General features: G+C 67.8%; 11 protein-coding genes. 2 read left to right on the forward strand and 9 right to left on the reverse strand.

The window, feature by feature from the left end:
- Positions 1–135: 135 nt before the first annotated feature.
- Positions 136–525 (forward strand): NTP pyrophosphohydrolase, encoded by a 390-nt coding sequence (locus ACFYYF_RS19450; protein ID WP_388777262.1) that lies wholly within the window; start codon positions 136–138, stop codon positions 523–525.
- A gap of 108 nt (positions 526–633) precedes the next feature.
- Here the strand turns inward: ACFYYF_RS19450 and ACFYYF_RS19455 are convergent, their stop codons facing one another.
- From ACFYYF_RS19455 to ngcE, 9 genes are all read right to left on the reverse strand, one after another.
- The gene (locus ACFYYF_RS19455; RefSeq protein ID WP_361681918.1) at positions 634–2,157 is read right to left on the reverse strand and encodes an amino acid permease; all 1,524 of its coding nucleotides are present in this window, start codon (positions 2,155–2,157) and stop codon (positions 634–636) included.
- A gap of 147 nt (positions 2,158–2,304) precedes the next feature.
- On the reverse strand, positions 2,305–4,236 hold the full coding sequence (gene dxs / locus ACFYYF_RS19460) for a 1-deoxy-D-xylulose-5-phosphate synthase (protein WP_361681915.1): 1,932 nt from the start codon (positions 4,234–4,236) through the stop codon (positions 2,305–2,307).
- A gap of 229 nt (positions 4,237–4,465) precedes the next feature.
- A complete protein-coding gene (locus ACFYYF_RS19465) occupies positions 4,466–5,755 on the reverse strand; it encodes a sugar ABC transporter permease (RefSeq protein WP_361681912.1) in 1,290 nt (429 codons plus the stop codon).
- On the reverse strand, positions 5,752–6,540 hold the full coding sequence (locus tag ACFYYF_RS19470; protein ID WP_361681909.1) for an ATP-binding cassette domain-containing protein: 789 nt from the start codon (positions 6,538–6,540) through the stop codon (positions 5,752–5,754). The genes ACFYYF_RS19465 and ACFYYF_RS19470 overlap by 4 nt, the downstream gene beginning before the upstream one ends.
- Before the next feature lie 179 nt (positions 6,541–6,719).
- Positions 6,720–7,820: a substrate-binding domain-containing protein gene (locus ACFYYF_RS19475; protein ID WP_361682281.1), complete on the reverse strand. Its 1,101-nt coding sequence runs from the start codon at positions 7,818–7,820 to the stop codon at positions 6,720–6,722.
- Between the two features lie 132 nt (positions 7,821–7,952).
- Positions 7,953–9,152, reverse strand: a complete 1,200-nt coding sequence (locus tag ACFYYF_RS19480) for an ROK family transcriptional regulator (RefSeq protein WP_361681906.1) — start codon at positions 9,150–9,152, stop codon at positions 7,953–7,955.
- Between the two features lie 242 nt (positions 9,153–9,394).
- Positions 9,395–10,333, reverse strand: coding sequence for a carbohydrate ABC transporter permease (locus ACFYYF_RS19485; RefSeq protein WP_037621842.1), 939 nt, complete (start codon positions 10,331–10,333; stop codon positions 9,395–9,397).
- 15 nt (positions 10,334–10,348) lie between these two features.
- On the reverse strand, positions 10,349–11,281 hold the full coding sequence (locus ACFYYF_RS19490; RefSeq protein WP_037621843.1) for a carbohydrate ABC transporter permease: 933 nt from the start codon (positions 11,279–11,281) through the stop codon (positions 10,349–10,351).
- A 34-nt stretch (positions 11,282–11,315) separates the two neighbouring features.
- Entirely contained in the window at positions 11,316–12,767 is a 1,452-nt protein-coding gene (gene ngcE, locus ACFYYF_RS19495; protein ID WP_361681897.1) for an N-acetylglucosamine/diacetylchitobiose ABC transporter substrate-binding protein, read from the reverse strand.
- Positions 12,768–13,250: 483 nt separating this feature from the next.
- On the opposite strand from ngcE, the gene ACFYYF_RS19500 reads away from it, so the two are divergent.
- Entirely contained in the window at positions 13,251–17,075 is a 3,825-nt protein-coding gene (locus tag ACFYYF_RS19500) for a GH92 family glycosyl hydrolase (protein ID WP_388777269.1), read from the forward strand.
- Positions 17,076–17,140: the final 65 nt, after the last annotated feature.

The following is a 17,140-nucleotide window of genomic DNA, read 5'->3' on the forward strand; positions in this document are numbered from 1 at the left end:
CTGTATGACCCCTTCGCCGTGCCCGGCCGCACCATAATGGGGGGCCGCCCGCCCGGTGCCCCGGGGCGGGCCGGGCCGCCGGGCCGGCGCCGACCGGGGGGCGCCGGCCCGGCGGCGCTCCGGCACAGTGGGGACATGACGACTCGGGAGATGACGACACTGCTCGTCGTGGACGGCGCCAATGTGGTGGGTTCCGTGCCGGACGGCTGGTGGCGGGACCGTCGCGGTGCCGCCGAGCGGCTTCGGGACGGCCTGGTGGAGGTGGCCCGGCACGGCCTGCCCGGCCACCCCGGTCCGCTGGACGTCGTTCTGGTGGTGGAGGGCGCCGCACGCGGGGTGGACCCGGTCCCCGGGGTCCGGGTCGACGAGGCACCGGGCAGCGGCGACGACCGCATGGTGGAGCTGGTGGCCCGGGCGCGGGACCGCCCCTGTCTCGTGGTCACGGCCGACCGCGAGCTGCGCCGGCGGGTCACCGAGCTGGGCGCCCGGGTCACGGGCCCGCGCACCGTACGCCCCCGCCCCTGACACCGGCCGCCGCACGTCCGCCGCCACCGGAGGCGGTCGGGACGTGCGGCGGCCCCGTGCCGGGCGGCGTGGCGCCCGGCACGGGGCCGTCGGACGGGTGGCGGGCGGTCAGCCGGCCGTGCCGCCGGGCGGGTTCCGGGTGGCGTCCGGGCCCAGGTCGGCCTGACGCTGCAGGAGGCTGTGCCGGCGCCCGTAGAGGAAGTACACGACGACGCCGATCACCATCCAGATCGCGAACCGCAGCCAGGTCTCCGCCGGCAGGTTCAGCATCAGCCACAGCGTCGCGAGCACCGACAGGATCGGCACCCACGGAACCAGCGGGGTGCGGAAGGAGCGGGGCAGGTCGGGGCGCGTGTGGCGGAGGACGACGACGCCGACCGCGACCACGACGAAGGCGAAGAGCGTGCCGATGTTGACCAGCTCGGCGAGCTCGCTGAGGGTGGTGAAGCCCGCGAGGATCGCGATGATCACACCGAGCAGGATGGTCGGCCGGTGCGGGGTGCGGAACTTCGGGTGGACGCGGGAGAAGAAGCGCGGCAGCAGTCCGTCGCGGCTCATCGCGAAGAAGACGCGGGTCTGGCCGAGCAGCAGGATCATGCAGACCGTCGTGAGTCCGACGGCGGCGCCGAAGCTGATGACGCCCGCGAACCAGGGATGCCCGGTCGCCTTGAAGGCGTCGGCGAGCGGTGCGTCGATGGACAGTTCGGTGTACTTCTGCATGCCGGTGACCACGATCGACACCAGGACGTAGAGCGCGGTGCAGATGAAGAGCGAGCCGAGGATGCCGCGCGGCATGTCCCGCTGCGGGTTCTTGGTCTCCTCGGCGGCCGTCGCGACGACGTCGAAGCCGATGAAGGCGAAGAACACGACGGAGGCCGCCGTGAAGATGCCCATCACGCCGAAGTTCGTCGGCGCCCAGCCGAACATGATCTGGATCAGCGGCGACTTGATGCCGCTGCCCGCCTCCACGTTCTGCGCCGGCGGGATGAACGGCGAGTAGTTCTTGCCCTCGATGAAGAAGGCGCCCGCGATGATCACGATCAGGACGACCGTGACCTTGATCGCGACGACCAGCGTGGTGATCCGGGCGGAGAGCTTCACGCCGATGACGAGAATGGCGGTGAGGACCAGGACCAGCGCCGCGGCGAGGATGTCGAAACCGAAGCCGTCGGCCCCGTCACGCCCGCCGAGCGAGTCGGGAAGGTGCCAGCCCGCGTTGTCCATCAGCGAGCGCACGTAGCCGGACCAGCCGACCGCCACCACCGCCGTGCCGAGCGCGAACTCCAGGACCAGGTCCCAGCCGATGATCCAGGCGGGCAGCTCGCCCAGGGAGGCGTACGAGAACGTGTACGCGGATCCCGCGACGGGGACCGTGGAGGCGAACTCCGCGTAGCACAGCGCCGCCAGCCCGCAGGCGACACCCGCGGCGACGAAGGCCAGCGAGACCCCGGGGCCCGCGTTCTCCTTGGCCACCTTGCCGGTGAGGACGAAGATGCCGGTGCCGATGATGACACCGACACCGAACACGGTGAGGTCCAGGGCGGAGAGCGACTTCTTGAGCGCGTGCTCCGGCTCCTCGGTATCCAGAATCGACTGTTCGACCCTTTTCGTCCTGAAGAGGGTGTTGCTCACGGACGTACCTCCCACGCTTGTCGTCCTCGACATGATCGAGAGGGCAGGTAGCAGGTATGTCCCGACGCGGCGCGTTTCACGCAGATGGGCCGGTTCCACCACCCGTACAGGGTGCTGGAACCGGCCCATCGGCCGTGTGGGGATGCGTCAGTCGCGCGCGGGCTGTACGGCGTCCACGGCCTGCGCCGCGCTGCTCTCGAAGCGGCCGTCGAGCTTGGCGACGAGTCCGGTGACCTGCCGGGCGATGTCCGGCGCGGTCAGCCCGATCTCGGCCATGACCTCGGCGCGCGAGGCGTGGTCGAGGAAGCGCGGCGGGATGCCGAAGTCGCGCAGCGGGATGTCGACGCCCGCGTCGCGCAGGGCCTGCGCGACGGCCGAGCCGACACCGCCGACCCGCGAGTTGTCCTCGACGGTGACGACGACCCGGTGCTGCTCGGCGAGCGGCGCCATGGCCTCGTCCACCGGCTTGACCCAGCGCGGGTCCACGACGGTGGTGGAGATGCCCTGGCGGTCCAGCAGAGCGGCGATCTCCAGGCACATCGGGGCGAGCGCGCCGACGGAGACCAGCAGCACGTCCGGCGCGTCGGTGCCGGGCTCCCGCAGGACGTCCATGCCGCCGATCCGGCCCACGGCGGGGACGGCCGGGCCGACCGCGCCCTTGGAGAAGCGCACCACGGTGGGCGCGTCCTTCACCTCGACGGCCTCGCGGAGCTGGGCTCGGACCTGGTCGGCGTCGCGCGGCGCGGCGAGCCTGAGCCCCGGGACGACCTGGAGGATGGACATGTCCCACATGCCGTTGTGGGAGGCGCCGTCGGTGCCGGTGACACCCGCGCGGTCCAGGACGAAGGTGACGCCGCACTTGTGCAGGGCCACGTCCATCAGGACCTGGTCGAAGGCGCGGTTCAGGAAGGTCGCGTAGACGGCGAAGACCGGGTGCAGTCCGCCGGTGGCGAGGCCGGCCGCGGAGACGGCGGCGTGCTGCTCGGCGATGCCGACGTCGTAGACCCGCTTGGGGAACGCCTTGGCGAACCGGTCGAGGCCGACCGGCTGGAGCATCGCGGCGGTGATCGCGACGATGTCCTCGCGCTCCTTGCCGAGCGCGACCATCTCCTCGCCGAAGACGGAGGTCCAGTCGGCGCCGGAGGAGGCGATCGGCAGGCCCGTGTCCGGGTGGATCTTGCCGACGGCGTGGAAGCGGTCCGCCTCGTCCTGGAGCGCGGGCTGGTAGCCGCGGCCCTTCTCGGTGAGGCAGTGCACGATGACCGGGCCGCCGAAGCGCTTCGCGCGCGCCAGGGCCGACTCCAGGGCCTCGATGTCGTGGCCGTCGATCGGGCCGACGTACTTCAGGCCGAGGTCCTCGAACATGCCCTGCGGGGCGATGAAGTCCTTCAGGCCCTTCTTCGCGCCGTGCAGGGTCTCGTAGAGCGGCTTGCCGACGACCGGCGTGCGCTCCAGGAGGTCCTTGCCGCGGGCCAGGAAGCGCTCGTAGCCGTCGGTGGTGCGCAGGGTCGCCAGGTGGTTCGCGAGGCCGCCGATGGTCGGCGCGTACGACCGCTCGTTGTCGTTGACGACGATGATCAGCGGGCGGTCCTTGGCGTCGGCGATGTTGTTCAGCGCCTCCCAGGCCATGCCGCCGGTGAGCGCGCCGTCACCGATGACGGCGACCACGTGGTCGTTCCTGCCGAGGACCTCGTTCGCCTTCGCCAGTCCGTCGGCCCAGCCGAGGACCGTGGAGGCGTGCGAGTTCTCGATGACGTCGTGCTCGGACTCCGCCTGTGCGGGGTAGCCGGACAGACCGCCCTTCATCTTCAGCCGGGAGAAGTCCTGCCGGCCGGTGAGCAGCTTGTGGACGTAGGACTGGTGGCCCGTGTCCCACAGCACTCTGTCCTTCGGTGACTCGAAGACGCGGTGCAGGGCGATGGTCAGCTCCACGACACCGAGGTTGGGGCCGAGGTGACCGCCGGTCTTGGAGACCGCGTCGACGAGGAAGGTCCGGATCTCCTCGGCCAGCTGGTCGAGCTGCTCCAGGGTCAGCCGGTCCAGATCGCGCGGTCCCGTGATGCGGGTCAGCAGCGCCACCCGTGCCTCCTTGCAGTGATCGAGCTGTTGCCGGGTTCGTCGAGTCTAATGTTCCGCCTTTTCGGGCGCGGGCCGGGCCTGGCGATCCACGCCACACGAACGGCCCAACCGGACGGGAACACGCGCTCCCGTCCGGACGTGGCTGCGCCCGGCACCTCGACGGGTGCCGGACGTGACTGTGCCCGGCACCGCCATTGGTGCCGGGCACAGGCCTGGGTGGGTGAGGACCCTACGCGCGACCCGCGGTCTTCTGGGTCTTGCGGGTGACGGCGTCGATGACGACCGTGGCGAGCAGAACGCCACCGGTGATCATGTACTGGACCGGCGAGGCGATGCCCTGCAGGGCCAGACCGTACTGGATGGAGACGATCACCAGGACGCCCAGCAGGGCGTTCCAGGTGCGGCCACGGCCACCGAAGAGGCTGGTGCCACCGATGACGGCCGCCGCGATGGCGTTCATCAGGAGGTCACCGCCGCCCGCGCCCTGGTTGGCGGAGGCGATCTTCGAGGCGATGAACAGACCGCCGACGGCGGCGAAGGTACCGGAGATCGAGAAGACCGAGATGCGGATCAGCTCGACGTTGATACCGGCACGGCGGGAGGCCTCGACGCTGCCGCCGAGCGCGAAGATCTTCCGGCCGAAGGAGGTGCGGCGCAGCACGAAGTCCGTGACGAGCAGGACCGCGAGGAAGATCACCACGGCGAGCGGCAGACCCTTGTACTGGTTGTACATGATCGCCACGGCGAAGGTGAGGACACCCAGGAGCACCGTGCGGGCGATGGTCTCGCTCAGCGGGCGGGACGGCACACCGGCCGCCTCGCGACGCTTGTTGCCGAGGAAGGAGCTCACGAAGAACCCGGCGGTGACGACGATCGCGAGCACGTACGAGGCGGCGACATCGGTGAAGTAGTAGCTGGTCAGCTTGGCGACGACGCCCTCGCTGTCCAGGTTGATGGTGCCGTTGCTGCCGAGGATCTGGAGCATGAGGCCGTTCCAGAACAGCAGACCCGCCAGCGTGACGGCGAAGGCCGGCACACCGATGCGCGCGAAGAAGAAGCCCTGGATCGCGCCGGCGACCGTGCCGGTGAGGATGGCCAGGACGAACGCCAGCCACTCGTTCATGCCGTGGGTGACGCTGAGCACCGCGAAGGTGGCGCCGGCGACACCGGAGAGCGAACCGACCGACAGGTCGATCTCACCGAGCAGCAGCACGAAGACGATGCCGACCGCGATCATGCCCGTGCCGACCATGGCGACGGAGATGTCGGACAGGTTGCCCGCGGTGAGGAAGTTCGAGTTCAGGCTGGCGAAGATCGCCCAGATGATGATCAGACCGATGACGACCGGGATGGAACCCAGGTCGCCGGCCTTCATCTTGCGCTTGAACTCGCCGACGTAACCGGCGAGGCCCTGCTCGCGGACGAGCAGGCGCGGGTCGACGGCGGTGACCGCCTTGGCGGCCGCCTCCGGGTTCTCCACCTCGTGGGAGCCGGTCTCAGAAGTCTTGTCGATGCTCACTTCTGAGCCTCCCCGCTGCGCGCCGCACGACGGGTCACGGCGTTCTCCGTGGCGCCCGTGATGGCGGAAATGATCTCTTCCTGCGAGGTCGACTTGACCTCGAAGACGCCGTTGTTGCGCCCGAGGCGCAGGACGGCGACCTTGTCGGCCACGGCCTTCACGTCAGCCATGTTGTGGCTGATGAGGATCACCGCGTGGCCCCGCTCGCGCAGCCGCTCGACCAGGTCGAGCACCTGGGCGGTCTGCTCGACGCCGAGGGCCGCGGTGGGCTCGTCGAGGATGACGAGCTTGGGCTCACCGAGCATCGAACGGGCGATCGCCACGGTCTGGCGCTGACCGCCGGAGAGCGAGGCGATCGGGATGCGGACGCTGGGGATGCGGATGGACAGCGTGTCCAGCAGCTCGCGGGAGCGGCGCTCCATCTCGACCTCGTCCAGGACACCGCGCTTCTTGAGCTCGCGTCCCAGGTAGAGGTTCCCGACGACGTCGATGTTGTCGCAGAGCGCGAGGTCCTGGTAGACCGTCGCGATGCCCAGGTTCTGGGCGTCGTGCGGGCGGTTGATCTGAACGGCCTTGCCGTCCCATTCGATGGAACCCTCATCGATGGGGTGCACGCCGGCGATCGTCTTGACCAGCGTGGACTTTCCGGCGCCGTTGTCGCCCACCAGGGCGACCACTTCACCGGCGTGGACTTCAAGCTCTACATCGGTGAGCGCCTGGACGGCACCGAATCGCTTGGAGACCCCGCGCAACGCCAGAACAGGCGTAGCGGACACGTGAACCATCTCCTTCGCCGCCTGACCCGGCGGGAGGTTGTGCAGAAGTATGCGGTGGGGGTTCCGTCCGGTGCCCCGCTTAGCTTGCGGGGCTGTTGGATGCGGGGCACCGGAGGAGCTTTGGATATACGAGTCACGTACGGGAATCCAGCGGCGAATTCCCGTACGCGTTCACGACTCGCGGCTGTTTACTGCAGGCCGGCCTTCTTGCAGGCCGCGGCGTAGGCCGAGGTGCAGATGTCGTCGATCGTGTACAGGCCGTCCTTGACGACCGTGTCCTTGATGTTGTCCTTGGTCAGCGAGGTGACGGGAACCAGGACGGACGGGATCTGCTTGTCGGTCGGGCTGTCGACCTTGTCCTTGGCGACGGAGTCGAGCGACTTGCCCTGGGCGAGCGCGACGGCCAGCTCGGCGGCCGCGTCGGCCTCCGGGGCGTACGGCTTGTAGACGCTCATGAACTGCTCACCGGAGACGATGCGCTGAACACCCGCGAGCTCGGCGTCCTGGCCCGTGACCGGGACCTTGATGCCGGCGGCCTTCAGCGCGGTGATGATACCGCCGGCCATGCCGTCGTTCGCCGAGTAGACACCGATGATGTTCTTCTTGCCGAGGGCCGAGATCGCCGCCTCCATGTTGGCGTTGGCGTTCTCCGGCTTCCACTCCTTGGTGTCGTACTCCTTGCCCACGTTCACCTTGCCGTCGAGCACCTCGTGGGCGCCGGCCTTGAACTGAGCGGCGTTCGGGTCGGTGACCGAACCGTTCATCATGACGATCTTGCCGGACTTGGCCTTGTCGCCGAGCGCGGTGAGGAGCGCCTCACCCTGCGTCTTGCCGACCGTCTTGTTGTCGAACGAGGTGTAGGCCGAGATGGGGCCCTGCGCGAGGCGGTCGTAGGCCACGACCGGGATGCCGGCGTCCTTGGCCTTCTGGACCGAGCTCTTGATCGCGGCGGAGTCCACGGCGTCGACGATCAGCACGTCCACCTTGTTGGTGATCATGGTGTCGACCTGCTGGTTCTGCGTGGTCGCGTCCTGCTTGGCGTTCGCGTAGACGACCGTGCCCTTGTTGTTCGTGAGCTCCGCGACCTTCTTCTCGATCAGCGGCTTGTCGAACTTCTCGTAGCGGGCCGTCTGGTTCTCCGGAAGGAGCAGACCGACCTTGATCGCGTCGCCCTTCTTGGCGGAGCTGGCGGAGCTGTCGCTCCCGCCACCGGACTCCTTCGCGCTGCCACAGGCGGCGAGAGAGACAGCCATTGCACCAGCGGCAACGGCAACGGCGGCACGACGCATCTGCGTGTTCATTCCTAAACCTCCCTGACGAGGCCGCGTCGTTGCGGCCGAGGTGGACTGGAGTCAACTCGGCCACACGTGCGACGTCAAGAAGTAAATACTTAACGAGATGGCAACGGTGCCATGCGTTCTCTAAGTGAAGACAGGAGTACCGGCCGAAAGAGAACCATCCAAAAGGGTCGAATCGCCCATCTCGCTGAGTGCGAGAGCGAGCGCTCCGAGCACCTCCGCACGGCCCCCAAGTGCCCCTGGCAACACCGAGAGTTGACGTGCGGCGCTGGGGATCGCGTAGCGGCCGACAGACTCCCTTATGGGCCCCAGAACGAGCTCGCCGGCCTCGGCGAGATCGCCACCGAGGACCACTCGACTCGGGTTCAGCAAATTGCAGAGATTCGCGACTCCACTGCCGATGTGGCGGCCGACGTCGGCGATCACCCGACGGCAGCCCGGATCTCCGTCCCGCGCCAGCCTGACCACGCCCTCCATGGTCAGATCGGTACCATGGCTGGACTGGAGCAGCGGCAGCACGTAACGCGCCGCCGCGAACGTCTCCAGGCAGCCGCGGTTGCCGCAACGGCAGACGGGGCCGGATTCATCAAGTGTAATATGCCCGATTTCTCCCGCTGTGCCACCCGGACCGCGGTAGATCTTGCCCTCGATGACCAGGCCCGCGCCGACACCGCTGGCGACCTTGATGTAGGCGAGGTCCCGGACCCCGCGGCCACTGCCCCAGACCATCTCGCCGAGCGCGCCCAGATTGGCGTCGTTGTCCACGTGGACGGGCACGCCGAGCCGCCCCCGCAGCTCCTCGGCGGGCCTCGCGCCGGTCCAGCCGGGCAGGATCGAGGTGGACCCCAGGGTGCCCGACTCCACGTCGATGGGGCCCGGCACGCCGAGGCCCACGCCCGCGATCTTGGAGCGGTCCACACCCGTTGCTGCAATCAGGCGGCTGACCAGCTCCTCCGCCCGGTCGAAGCCCTGCGCGGCCGAGGCGTCGACGTCCAGCGGCTCGGACTCCTCGGCCAGCACCTGATGGGCCAGATTTCCGACAGCGACGCGCAAATGGGTATGCCCGAAGTCGACGCCGATGACGATCCCGGCGTCTCCGCTCAGGGACACGCTGCGGGCCCTGCGACCCCCCGCCGAAGTGGGTGTGACCTCGACCGTTCCGCCGTCCTTGAGTTCACGAACGATATTGGAAACGGTCGCGGCCGACAGGCCGGTCGTCCTCGCGATCTCCGCCTGCGTGAGCGAGCCGGCAAGCCGCACCGCTCGCACGACGCGCTCCAGATTGGCTCGGTGCAGCGACGACTGCGACCCCGGAGTCTCCATCGACTCATCCACTCCTGCCCTCAGCCGGGCGGCCCCGATGCCGCCCGTGTGATCTGGGTCACGTCAACGGGACCCCGGTCACTTACAAGTTGTGAACTCCAAGCTCCGCTGAACGGGTTACCGCAGTCAAGTCCTTGACGGAAATCGGGGTCACCCAGTCATGTTCGAGTCCCGGCACCACCCGGACACACGTGCGCCACCCCCGGGACGGGAGTGGCGCACGTGACGGACGGGGCGATTCGTTACTTGAGCGTCGCCGAAGTGAGACCTGCCTGGACCTGGCGCTGGAACGACAGGTAGACGATCAGCATGGGGACCATGGCGATGGTCACGCCGGCGAACAGGACGGGCAGATCGGTCGCGTAGCCCTGCTGCTGCTGGAGCTGGATGAGGCCCTGGGTCAGGACGTAGCGCTCCGGATCGGAACTGGTCTGCGGCTGCATCAGCACCGAGGGCAGGATGTACTGGTTCCACTGGCCCAGTACGTTGAAGATGCCGACGCTGAGCAGTCCGGGCTTGGCCATGGGCAGCATGACCTGGAAGAACGCCCGGGTGTGCGAGGCCCCGTCGAGCACCGCCGCCTCGAAGACCGCCGTGGGCAGCGTCCTGAAGAAGGCGTGCATGAAGAACACCGTGAACGGCAGTGAGTAGGCCACGTACACCAGCACCAGGCCCTGGTAGGTGTTCAGCATGTCGAGACGTTTGACCATGAAGAACAGCGGCACCAGGGCCAGGAAGACGGGGAACATGGCCCCGCCGACGAAGAAGAAGTAGACGATCCGGTTGCCCGGGAACTCGTAGCGGGCCAGGACGTACGCCGCCATCGCGCCGAGCAGCATGGTCAGCGGGACCGAGAACACCAGGACGATCAGGGTGTTGGTGAAGTAGTCGCCGATGCCCTTGTTCCAGGCGCGGCTGAAGACGTCGAACTGCCAGTTCGAGGGCCAGCCGAGGGCGGAGCCGCCGATCTGCGCGTCGGTCTTGAAGGAGCTCAGGACCAGCCAGAGCAGCGGCAGGATGATCAGGATCGCCCACAGGGCGAGGAACCCGTGCGAGAAGACGTTGAGGGCCACGCCCTCGGTGCGCTTGTCGCCCGGCCGCGGCGGGGCCTTCCGGGCGCCTCGCTGCGGGGGTACTGCGGCGCCGTCGACCTTCGCCGGCTCCGTGATGGGTGCGCTCATAGTCGTGTCTCCCGCTCAGAACTCGATGCGCTCGCGGCGGGTGGCGCGCAGCGTGACCACGGACAGGATCAGGGTGAGAAGGAGCATGACGACGCCCATGGCGCAGGCGTAGCCGCTCTTTCCGAAGTAGAGGAAGTTGCGCATCATGACGTTCGCCATGACCTCGCTGTGGTGGTCGGGACCGCCGCCGTAGCCGGTGCCCTGGGTCATGGTCGAGACGAGGACGAACATGTCCATCGCGATGATGCCGAGATAGACCCAGGCGGTCTGCACCGTGTCCCAGAGCAGGGGCAGGGTGACCCGGAAGAAGGTGTGGGTGCGGCTCGCGCCGTCCAGCAGCGCCGCCTCGTAGATGTCCTTCGGGATGGACTGCATGGCGGCGGAGAACAGCACCAGGTAGAAGCCGACGCCGTGCCAGACGACGACCGCCATCAGGCACCAGAGCACCAGGTCGGGCTCGTTCATCCACTCGATGGGGTTGTTGCCGTCCACCAGGCCGAGCTTGATCAGCAGGCCGTTGAGCAGACCGCCGCTGTCACTGCGGTAGAGGGCTCCGAAGAGCACCGCCACGATCGCGAGTGACAGGACCTGCGGGAAGAAGTACACGATCTTGTAGAAGCGTGAGCCCGCGACGCCCTGGACGCCGCCGGCGCCACCCCGCCCGCCCGCGTTCACCATGAAGGCGAAGAAGAGGGCGAGCAGGATGGTGATCACCGGGATGAACACCAGGAACAGGATGTTGTGCCAGATCGCCTGGAGGAATACGTCGTCCTGGAACAACGCCTTGTAATTGTCCAGGCCGACGAAACTGAACGACTGCGACTGACCCTTCCAGTCGGTGAAGGAGTAACCGATGGTCTGTAGGTAAGGCCAGATCACGAAGATCAGATACAGAGCCAAAGGTGCGAGGAGAAACCCCGCGACGAACCGGTTCTGCCCTTTTCGCATGGCATCCTGCCCCTGGTGTTCCGGGTTTACGTGATCAGTCGCGGTGGTTCTTCTTGGACGCCGGGTCCTTGGCCGCCTTGTCGACCGCCGCCTGGGCGCGCTTCAGCCATTCCTTCGGCTGGATGCGCTTGGACATGAGCTCGTTGGACGCGTTCTGGATCGCCACGTCCATCTCGCTGTACCAGTTGGGGTACAGGTAGTTGAAGGAGTTGTCGCCGGCCGCCTTGGATGCCTCGACCGTGGACTGCGTACCGGGCCGCAGCTGCACGCCGTCGGACACGCCGTCCTTGAGGATGGTGAGGGAGTTGGCCTTCTGGGCGAAGAGCGTCGACCACTCCTTGGAGAGCATGGAGCGCATGAACTCCTGGGCCTCGGGGAGGTTCGCGGCCTTCGCGGGGATGATGAACGGTTCGCCCGAACCGGCCCGGATCGCCTCGAACGGCAGCTTGTCGCCCGGCAGGCTGGGCATCGGCATGAACTTCATGTCGAAGTCGGCCGGGGTCTGCTTGAGCTGCTCGTTCTCCAGCCAGGAGCCACAGGTGATGAACGCGGCCTTGTACTGGTTCCACCGGGTCTGCGACTCGGTGTGGGTCAGGCCGTTGGTGCCGGCCAGCAAGTAGCCCTTCTCCACGACCTCGTAGATGGCCTCGATGGCGGCCTTGGCGGCGTCGGAACCGACGAACGCCTTCGGGTCGAGGTTGTCGATCGCCTTCATCGCGTCCAGACCGCCCTGCTTGGCGATCAGGTCCATGATGGCGACGTTGATGTAGTACGGGTACTTGCCCTGGTGGGCGAGGCCGCCGATGCCCTGCGACTTGGCGTCCTTGCAGATGGCGAGGAAGTCGTCCCAGGTCTTGGGCACCTCCCAGCCCTTCTCCTTGAAGAGCTTGCCGGAGTACCACAACCCCCACACCGTGTAGATGTAGTTGAGGGCCACGACCTTGCCGCCCTGCAGGCCCGGGTCGAGCGTGCCGGGGATCAGCGTGTCGCGGACCTTCTTCGACGGGTCGTCGATGGAGGGGGCGTCGAGGACGGCGGCGAGGTCGAGGAGCTGGCCGTTCTTGTAGAGCACGTCCAGCTTGATCTGCTGCGCGCCCGAGTCGTCGACGATGTCCGGCGGGTTGCCGCCGTTGAAGCGCGGCTGGAGCTTGCCGGTGATCTCCTGCGTGCCGGTGTGGGCGCTCTTGCTGCCCCACTTCTTGTCGAACGCGGCTTCCCACGCCTTGGCGTAGTCGTCGCCGTAGCCGCCCTTGAAGACGACGACGTCGAGCTTGCCGTTGCCCTTCTTCACACCGAAGGGGTTGTCCTTGCTGGTCTTGCCGGTGCCCTTGTCCCCCGACTTGTCGTCGTCGCCCCCGCCGCTGGCACACGCGGACAGGAAGCTCATCGTCGGGACGGTGATCAGACCGAGTGCGGCCGACCTCTTGATGAGGTCACGGCGGCCGACACCCTCGGGGCTGCTGTTCTCGGCGGAAGTGGATCCCATGCTCAAGTCCTCGCCTTCTCCAGGACTCAGGCGGTGAACCGGATCCTCCCCGGCACCGCGGTCAGTTCAAGCTGGGGTCGTGCGTGGGGGATTCACCGCGACGGACGGACGTTACGTGTATGGACCACGCTCCGCCGTCCCGCGAAATTCCCCCCTGGGTCCTGCCTGTCCAGCGCCAGTCGATCGACTGGCCGGACGCGACAGGTATAGTCCACTTCCCGCCAGCGGAGCAAGATCGAATGCAGGTTTGGCCGCCGGTCTTTTCCGAGTTGAGACCTCGCGGAAATATGGGGCAGCCCCGGACCACCCCGGCGAAGATCCACAGGGCGAGGCCTCCCGCAATGAACGCAATGCACGGTTCGTCACACGGTATTCACCCCGGATGCCACACCCAACACCCTTGACATCACTGTCAACTTGGCGCCCAAATGGTCCTTGCGCCTCGAATTTGACAACGTTGTCCTGCAGGGAGGGTGCCCGCGCATGCAGCACAGAGCTCGGTACAGACAGAGTTCCAAGCCGTGGAGGGGATGGCGTTCCTCGGGTGTCCTGGGGGTGGCGGCCCTCTCGCTGTTGGCGGCATCCCAGGGTGCCGCGGTCGCCCTGCCCGCCCAAGCGGCCAAGGCCGACCGGGAGTTCAGCTCGTCGTTCGAATCGGGCGATCCGGCCCCGGACTGGCTCAACACGGTGGACACCGCTCCCGACGGGACGAAACGGACCTCCGGCGTCGACGGCGGCTACAGCACCGGCATCCCCGGCAATGTGACCGACCATGTCACCGACGTGCGGGCCAGCGGCGAGAACACCGGCGCGGGCGAGGTCAAGGAGAACCTCGTCGACGGCGAGCCGAGCAGCAAGTGGCTGACCTTCGAGCCCACCGGCTGGGCGGAGTTCGACCTCGACGCGCCGGTCAAGGCGGTCACGTACGCGCTCACGTCCGCGAACGACCACGACGAACGCGACCCCGAGGACTGGACCCTCCAGGGCTCCTCCGACGGCAAGGACTGGAAGACCCTCGACACCCGCTCCGGTGAGTCCTTCGGCGAGCGGTTCCAGACGAAGTCGTACGACATCTCGGGTCCCGTCGAGTACCAGCACTTCCGGCTCGACGTCACGAAGAACAACGGCGGCGACATCCTGCAGATCGCCGATGTCCAGTTCTCCACGGGGCAGAGCGACGACCCGACGCCCAAGGACATGCTCTCGCTGGTGGACCAGGGGCCCAGCGGCTCGCCGACCGCCAAGGCGGGCGCGGGCTTCACCGGCAAGCGGGCCCTGCGCTACGCCGGCACCCACAAGGGCGAGAGCCGGGCGTACTCGTACAACAAGGTGTTCGACGTGAACGTCGCCGTCGGGCGTGACACGGAACTGTCGTACCGGATCTTCCCCTCGATGGCGGACGGCGACCGGGACTACGACGCCACGAACGTGGCGGTGGACCTGGTGTTCACCGACGGCACCTCGCTGAGCGGTCTGAACGCCGTGGACAGCCACGGATTCACGCTGACGCCGCAGGGCCAGGGCGCCGCCAAGGTCCTGTACGTCAACCAGTGGAACAACGTGTCCTCGCGGATCGGTTCCGTCGCGGCCGGCAAGACCGTCGACCGGATCCTGCTCGCGTACGACTCGCCCAAGGGTCCGGCCAAGTTCCGCGGCTGGCTCGACGACGTCTCGCTCAGGACGGCCGCTCCGCAGAAGCCGGCGGCACACCTGGCCGACTACGCGCTCACGACCCGCGGCACCAACTCCAGCGGCGGCTTCTCGCGCGGCAACAACTTCCCGGCGACGGCCGTGCCGCACGGCTTCAACTTCTGGACGCCGGTCACCAACGCGGGTTCGCTGAGCTGGCTTTACGACTACGCCCGTGCGAACAACGCGGACAACCTGCCCACCATCCAGGCGTTCAGCGCGAGCCACGAGCCGAGCCCCTGGATGGGCGACCGGCAGACCTTCCAGGTGATGCCGTCGGCCGCCTCCGGCACCCCGGACACCGGCCGGACGGCACGCGAACTGGCCTTCAGGCACGAGAACGAGACCGCGCGGCCGTACTACTACGGCGTGACGTTCGAGAACGGACTCAAGGCCGAGCTGGCCCCGACCGATCACGCCGCGGCCATGCGCTTCACCTATCCGGGCGACGACGCGAGCGTGATCTTCGACAACGTCACCGAGCAGGCGGGCCTCACGCTGGACACCGACGCGGGAGTCGTCACCGGCTACTCGGACGTCAAGTCCGGGCTGTCGACCGGCGCCACCCGGCTCTTCGTCTACGGGACCTTCGACGCGCCCGTGACCGGGGGGTCCTCCAGCGGCGTCAAGGGCTATCTCAAGTTCAAGCCCGGCTCCGACCACACCGTCACCCTGCGCCTGGCCACCTCGCTGATCAGCATCGACCAGGCCAAGGACAACCTGAGCCAGGAGATCCCGGACGGCACGTCCTTCGACGCGGTCAAGAAGGGGGCGCGCAAGCAGTGGGACCGGCTCCTGGGCAAGATCGAGGTGCAGGGCGCCACGCCGGACCAGCTCACGACGCTGTACTCCAGCATGTACCGGCTGTACCTGTACCCGAACTCCGGCTTCGAGAAGGTGGGTTCGAAGTACCAGTACGCCTCGCCGTTCTCCGCGATGCCGGGTCCGGACACCCCGACCCACACCGGGGCGAAGATCGTCGACGGCAAGGTGTACGTCAACAACGGCTTCTGGGACACCTACCGGACGACCTGGCCCGCCTACTCCTTCCTGACACCAGGTCAGGCCGGTGAGATGGTCGACGGGTTCGTGCAGCAGTACAAGGACGGCGGCTGGACCTCGCGCTGGTCCTCGCCCGGCTACGCGGACCTGATGACCGGCACCTCCTCGGACGTGGCGTTCGCGGACGCGTACGTCAAGGGAGTCGACTTCGACGCCAAGTCGGCCTACGAGGCTGCCCTGAAGAACGCGACGGTCGTCCCGCCGACCTCCGGCGTGGGCCGCAAGGGCATGACCACCTCGCCCTTCCTCGGCTACACGAGCACCTCCACGGGCGAGGGCCTGTCCTGGGCCATGGAGGGCTACGTCAACGACTACGGCATCGCGCAGATGGGCAAGGCGCTCTACAAGAAGACCGGCGAGAAGCGCTACAAGGAGGAGTCGGACTACTTCCTCAACCGCTCCCAGGACTACGTGAACCTCTTCGACTCCAAGGCCGGCTTCTTCCAGGGCCGCGACGCCAACGGGAACTGGCGGGTCGACTCCGCGAAGTACGACCCGCGCGTGTGGGGCTACGACTACACGGAGACCGACGGCTGGGGTTACGCGTTCACCGCGCCCCAGGACTCGCGCGGTCTCGCCAACCTGTACGGAGGCCGCGCCGCGCTGGCGGAGAAGCTCGACACGTACTTCTCCACCCCGGAGACGGCCTCGCCGGACACGGTGGGCTCCTACGGCGGTGTCATCCACGAGATGACCGAGGCACGGGACGTACGGATGGGCCAGTACGGCCACTCCAACCAGGTGGCGCACCACGTCAACTACATGTACGACGCGGCCGGTCAGCCCTGGAAGGCCCAGAAGAACATCCGTGAGGTCCTCTCCCGTCTCTACACGGGCAGCGAGATCGGCCAGGGTTACCACGGCGACGAGGACAACGGCGAGCAGTCGGCCTGGTACCTCTTCTCCTCGCTCGGCTTCTACCCGCTGGTGATGGGCAGCGGCGAATACGCCATCGGCTCCCCGCTGTTCACCAAGGTGACCGTCCACCTGGAGAACGGTCACGACCTGGTCGTCAAGGCCCCGCGCAACAGCACGAAGAACGTGTACGTGCAGGGCGTCCGGTTCAACGGCAAGGCGTGGAACTCGACTTCACTGCCCCAGTCGCTGATCGCCAAGGGCGGCGTGCTGGAGTTCGACATGGGCTCGAAGCCGTCCTCGTGGGGCACCGGCAAGAACGCGGCGCCGGTGTCGGTCACCGAGGACGACAAGGTGCCCTCCCCGCGCGCGGACACGCTGAAGGGGGACGGCGCCCTCTTCGACAACACCTCGGCCACGGACGCCCGTGTCACCTCGGTGGATCTGCCGGCCGGCGCCGGGACCAAGGGAGTTCAGTACACGCTGACCTCCTCCGACCACACGAAGGCACCGACCGGGTGGACCCTCCAGGGTTCGTCCGACGGGAGCACGTGGACGGACCTCGACAAGCGCTCCGGTGAGTCCTTCCCCTGGGACAAGCAGACACGGGCGTTCACGGTCGCGACGCCCGGCTCGTACGCCCACTACCGTCTCGTCCTCGACGGCGAGTCGACCCTCGCGGAGGTGGAACTGCTGGCCTGAGCCGCACCCGACGAGAAGGGGCGGGCCCGGAGGAGACTCCGGGCCCGCCCCGCGTCCGTGTACGG

Origin of the sequence: Streptomyces sp. NPDC001914 (assembly GCF_042891215.1) — a bacterium.
Classification (GTDB): domain Bacteria; phylum Actinomycetota; class Actinomycetes; order Streptomycetales; family Streptomycetaceae; genus Streptomyces.

Coding starts and splice junctions, on each gene's coding strand:
- ACFYYF_RS19490 (WP_037621843.1), bottom strand. CDS start 11,281: ATGCGAAAAGGGCAGAACCGGTTCGTCGCGGGGTTTCTCCTCGCACCT.
- ACFYYF_RS19450 (WP_388777262.1), top strand. CDS start 136: ATGACGACTCGGGAGATGACGACACTGCTCGTCGTGGACGGCGCCAAT.
- ACFYYF_RS19480 (WP_361681906.1), bottom strand. CDS start 9,152: ATGGAGACTCCGGGGTCGCAGTCGTCGCTGCACCGAGCCAATCTGGAG.
- ACFYYF_RS19485 (WP_037621842.1), bottom strand. CDS start 10,333: ATGAGCGCACCCATCACGGAGCCGGCGAAGGTCGACGGCGCCGCAGTA.
- ACFYYF_RS19470 (WP_361681909.1), bottom strand. CDS start 6,540: ATGGTTCACGTGTCCGCTACGCCTGTTCTGGCGTTGCGCGGGGTCTCC.
- ACFYYF_RS19500 (WP_388777269.1), top strand. CDS start 13,251: ATGCAGCACAGAGCTCGGTACAGACAGAGTTCCAAGCCGTGGAGGGGA.
- ngcE (WP_361681897.1), bottom strand. CDS start 12,767: ATGGGATCCACTTCCGCCGAGAACAGCAGCCCCGAGGGTGTCGGCCGC.
- ACFYYF_RS19475 (WP_361682281.1), bottom strand. CDS start 7,820: ATGCGTCGTGCCGCCGTTGCCGTTGCCGCTGGTGCAATGGCTGTCTCT.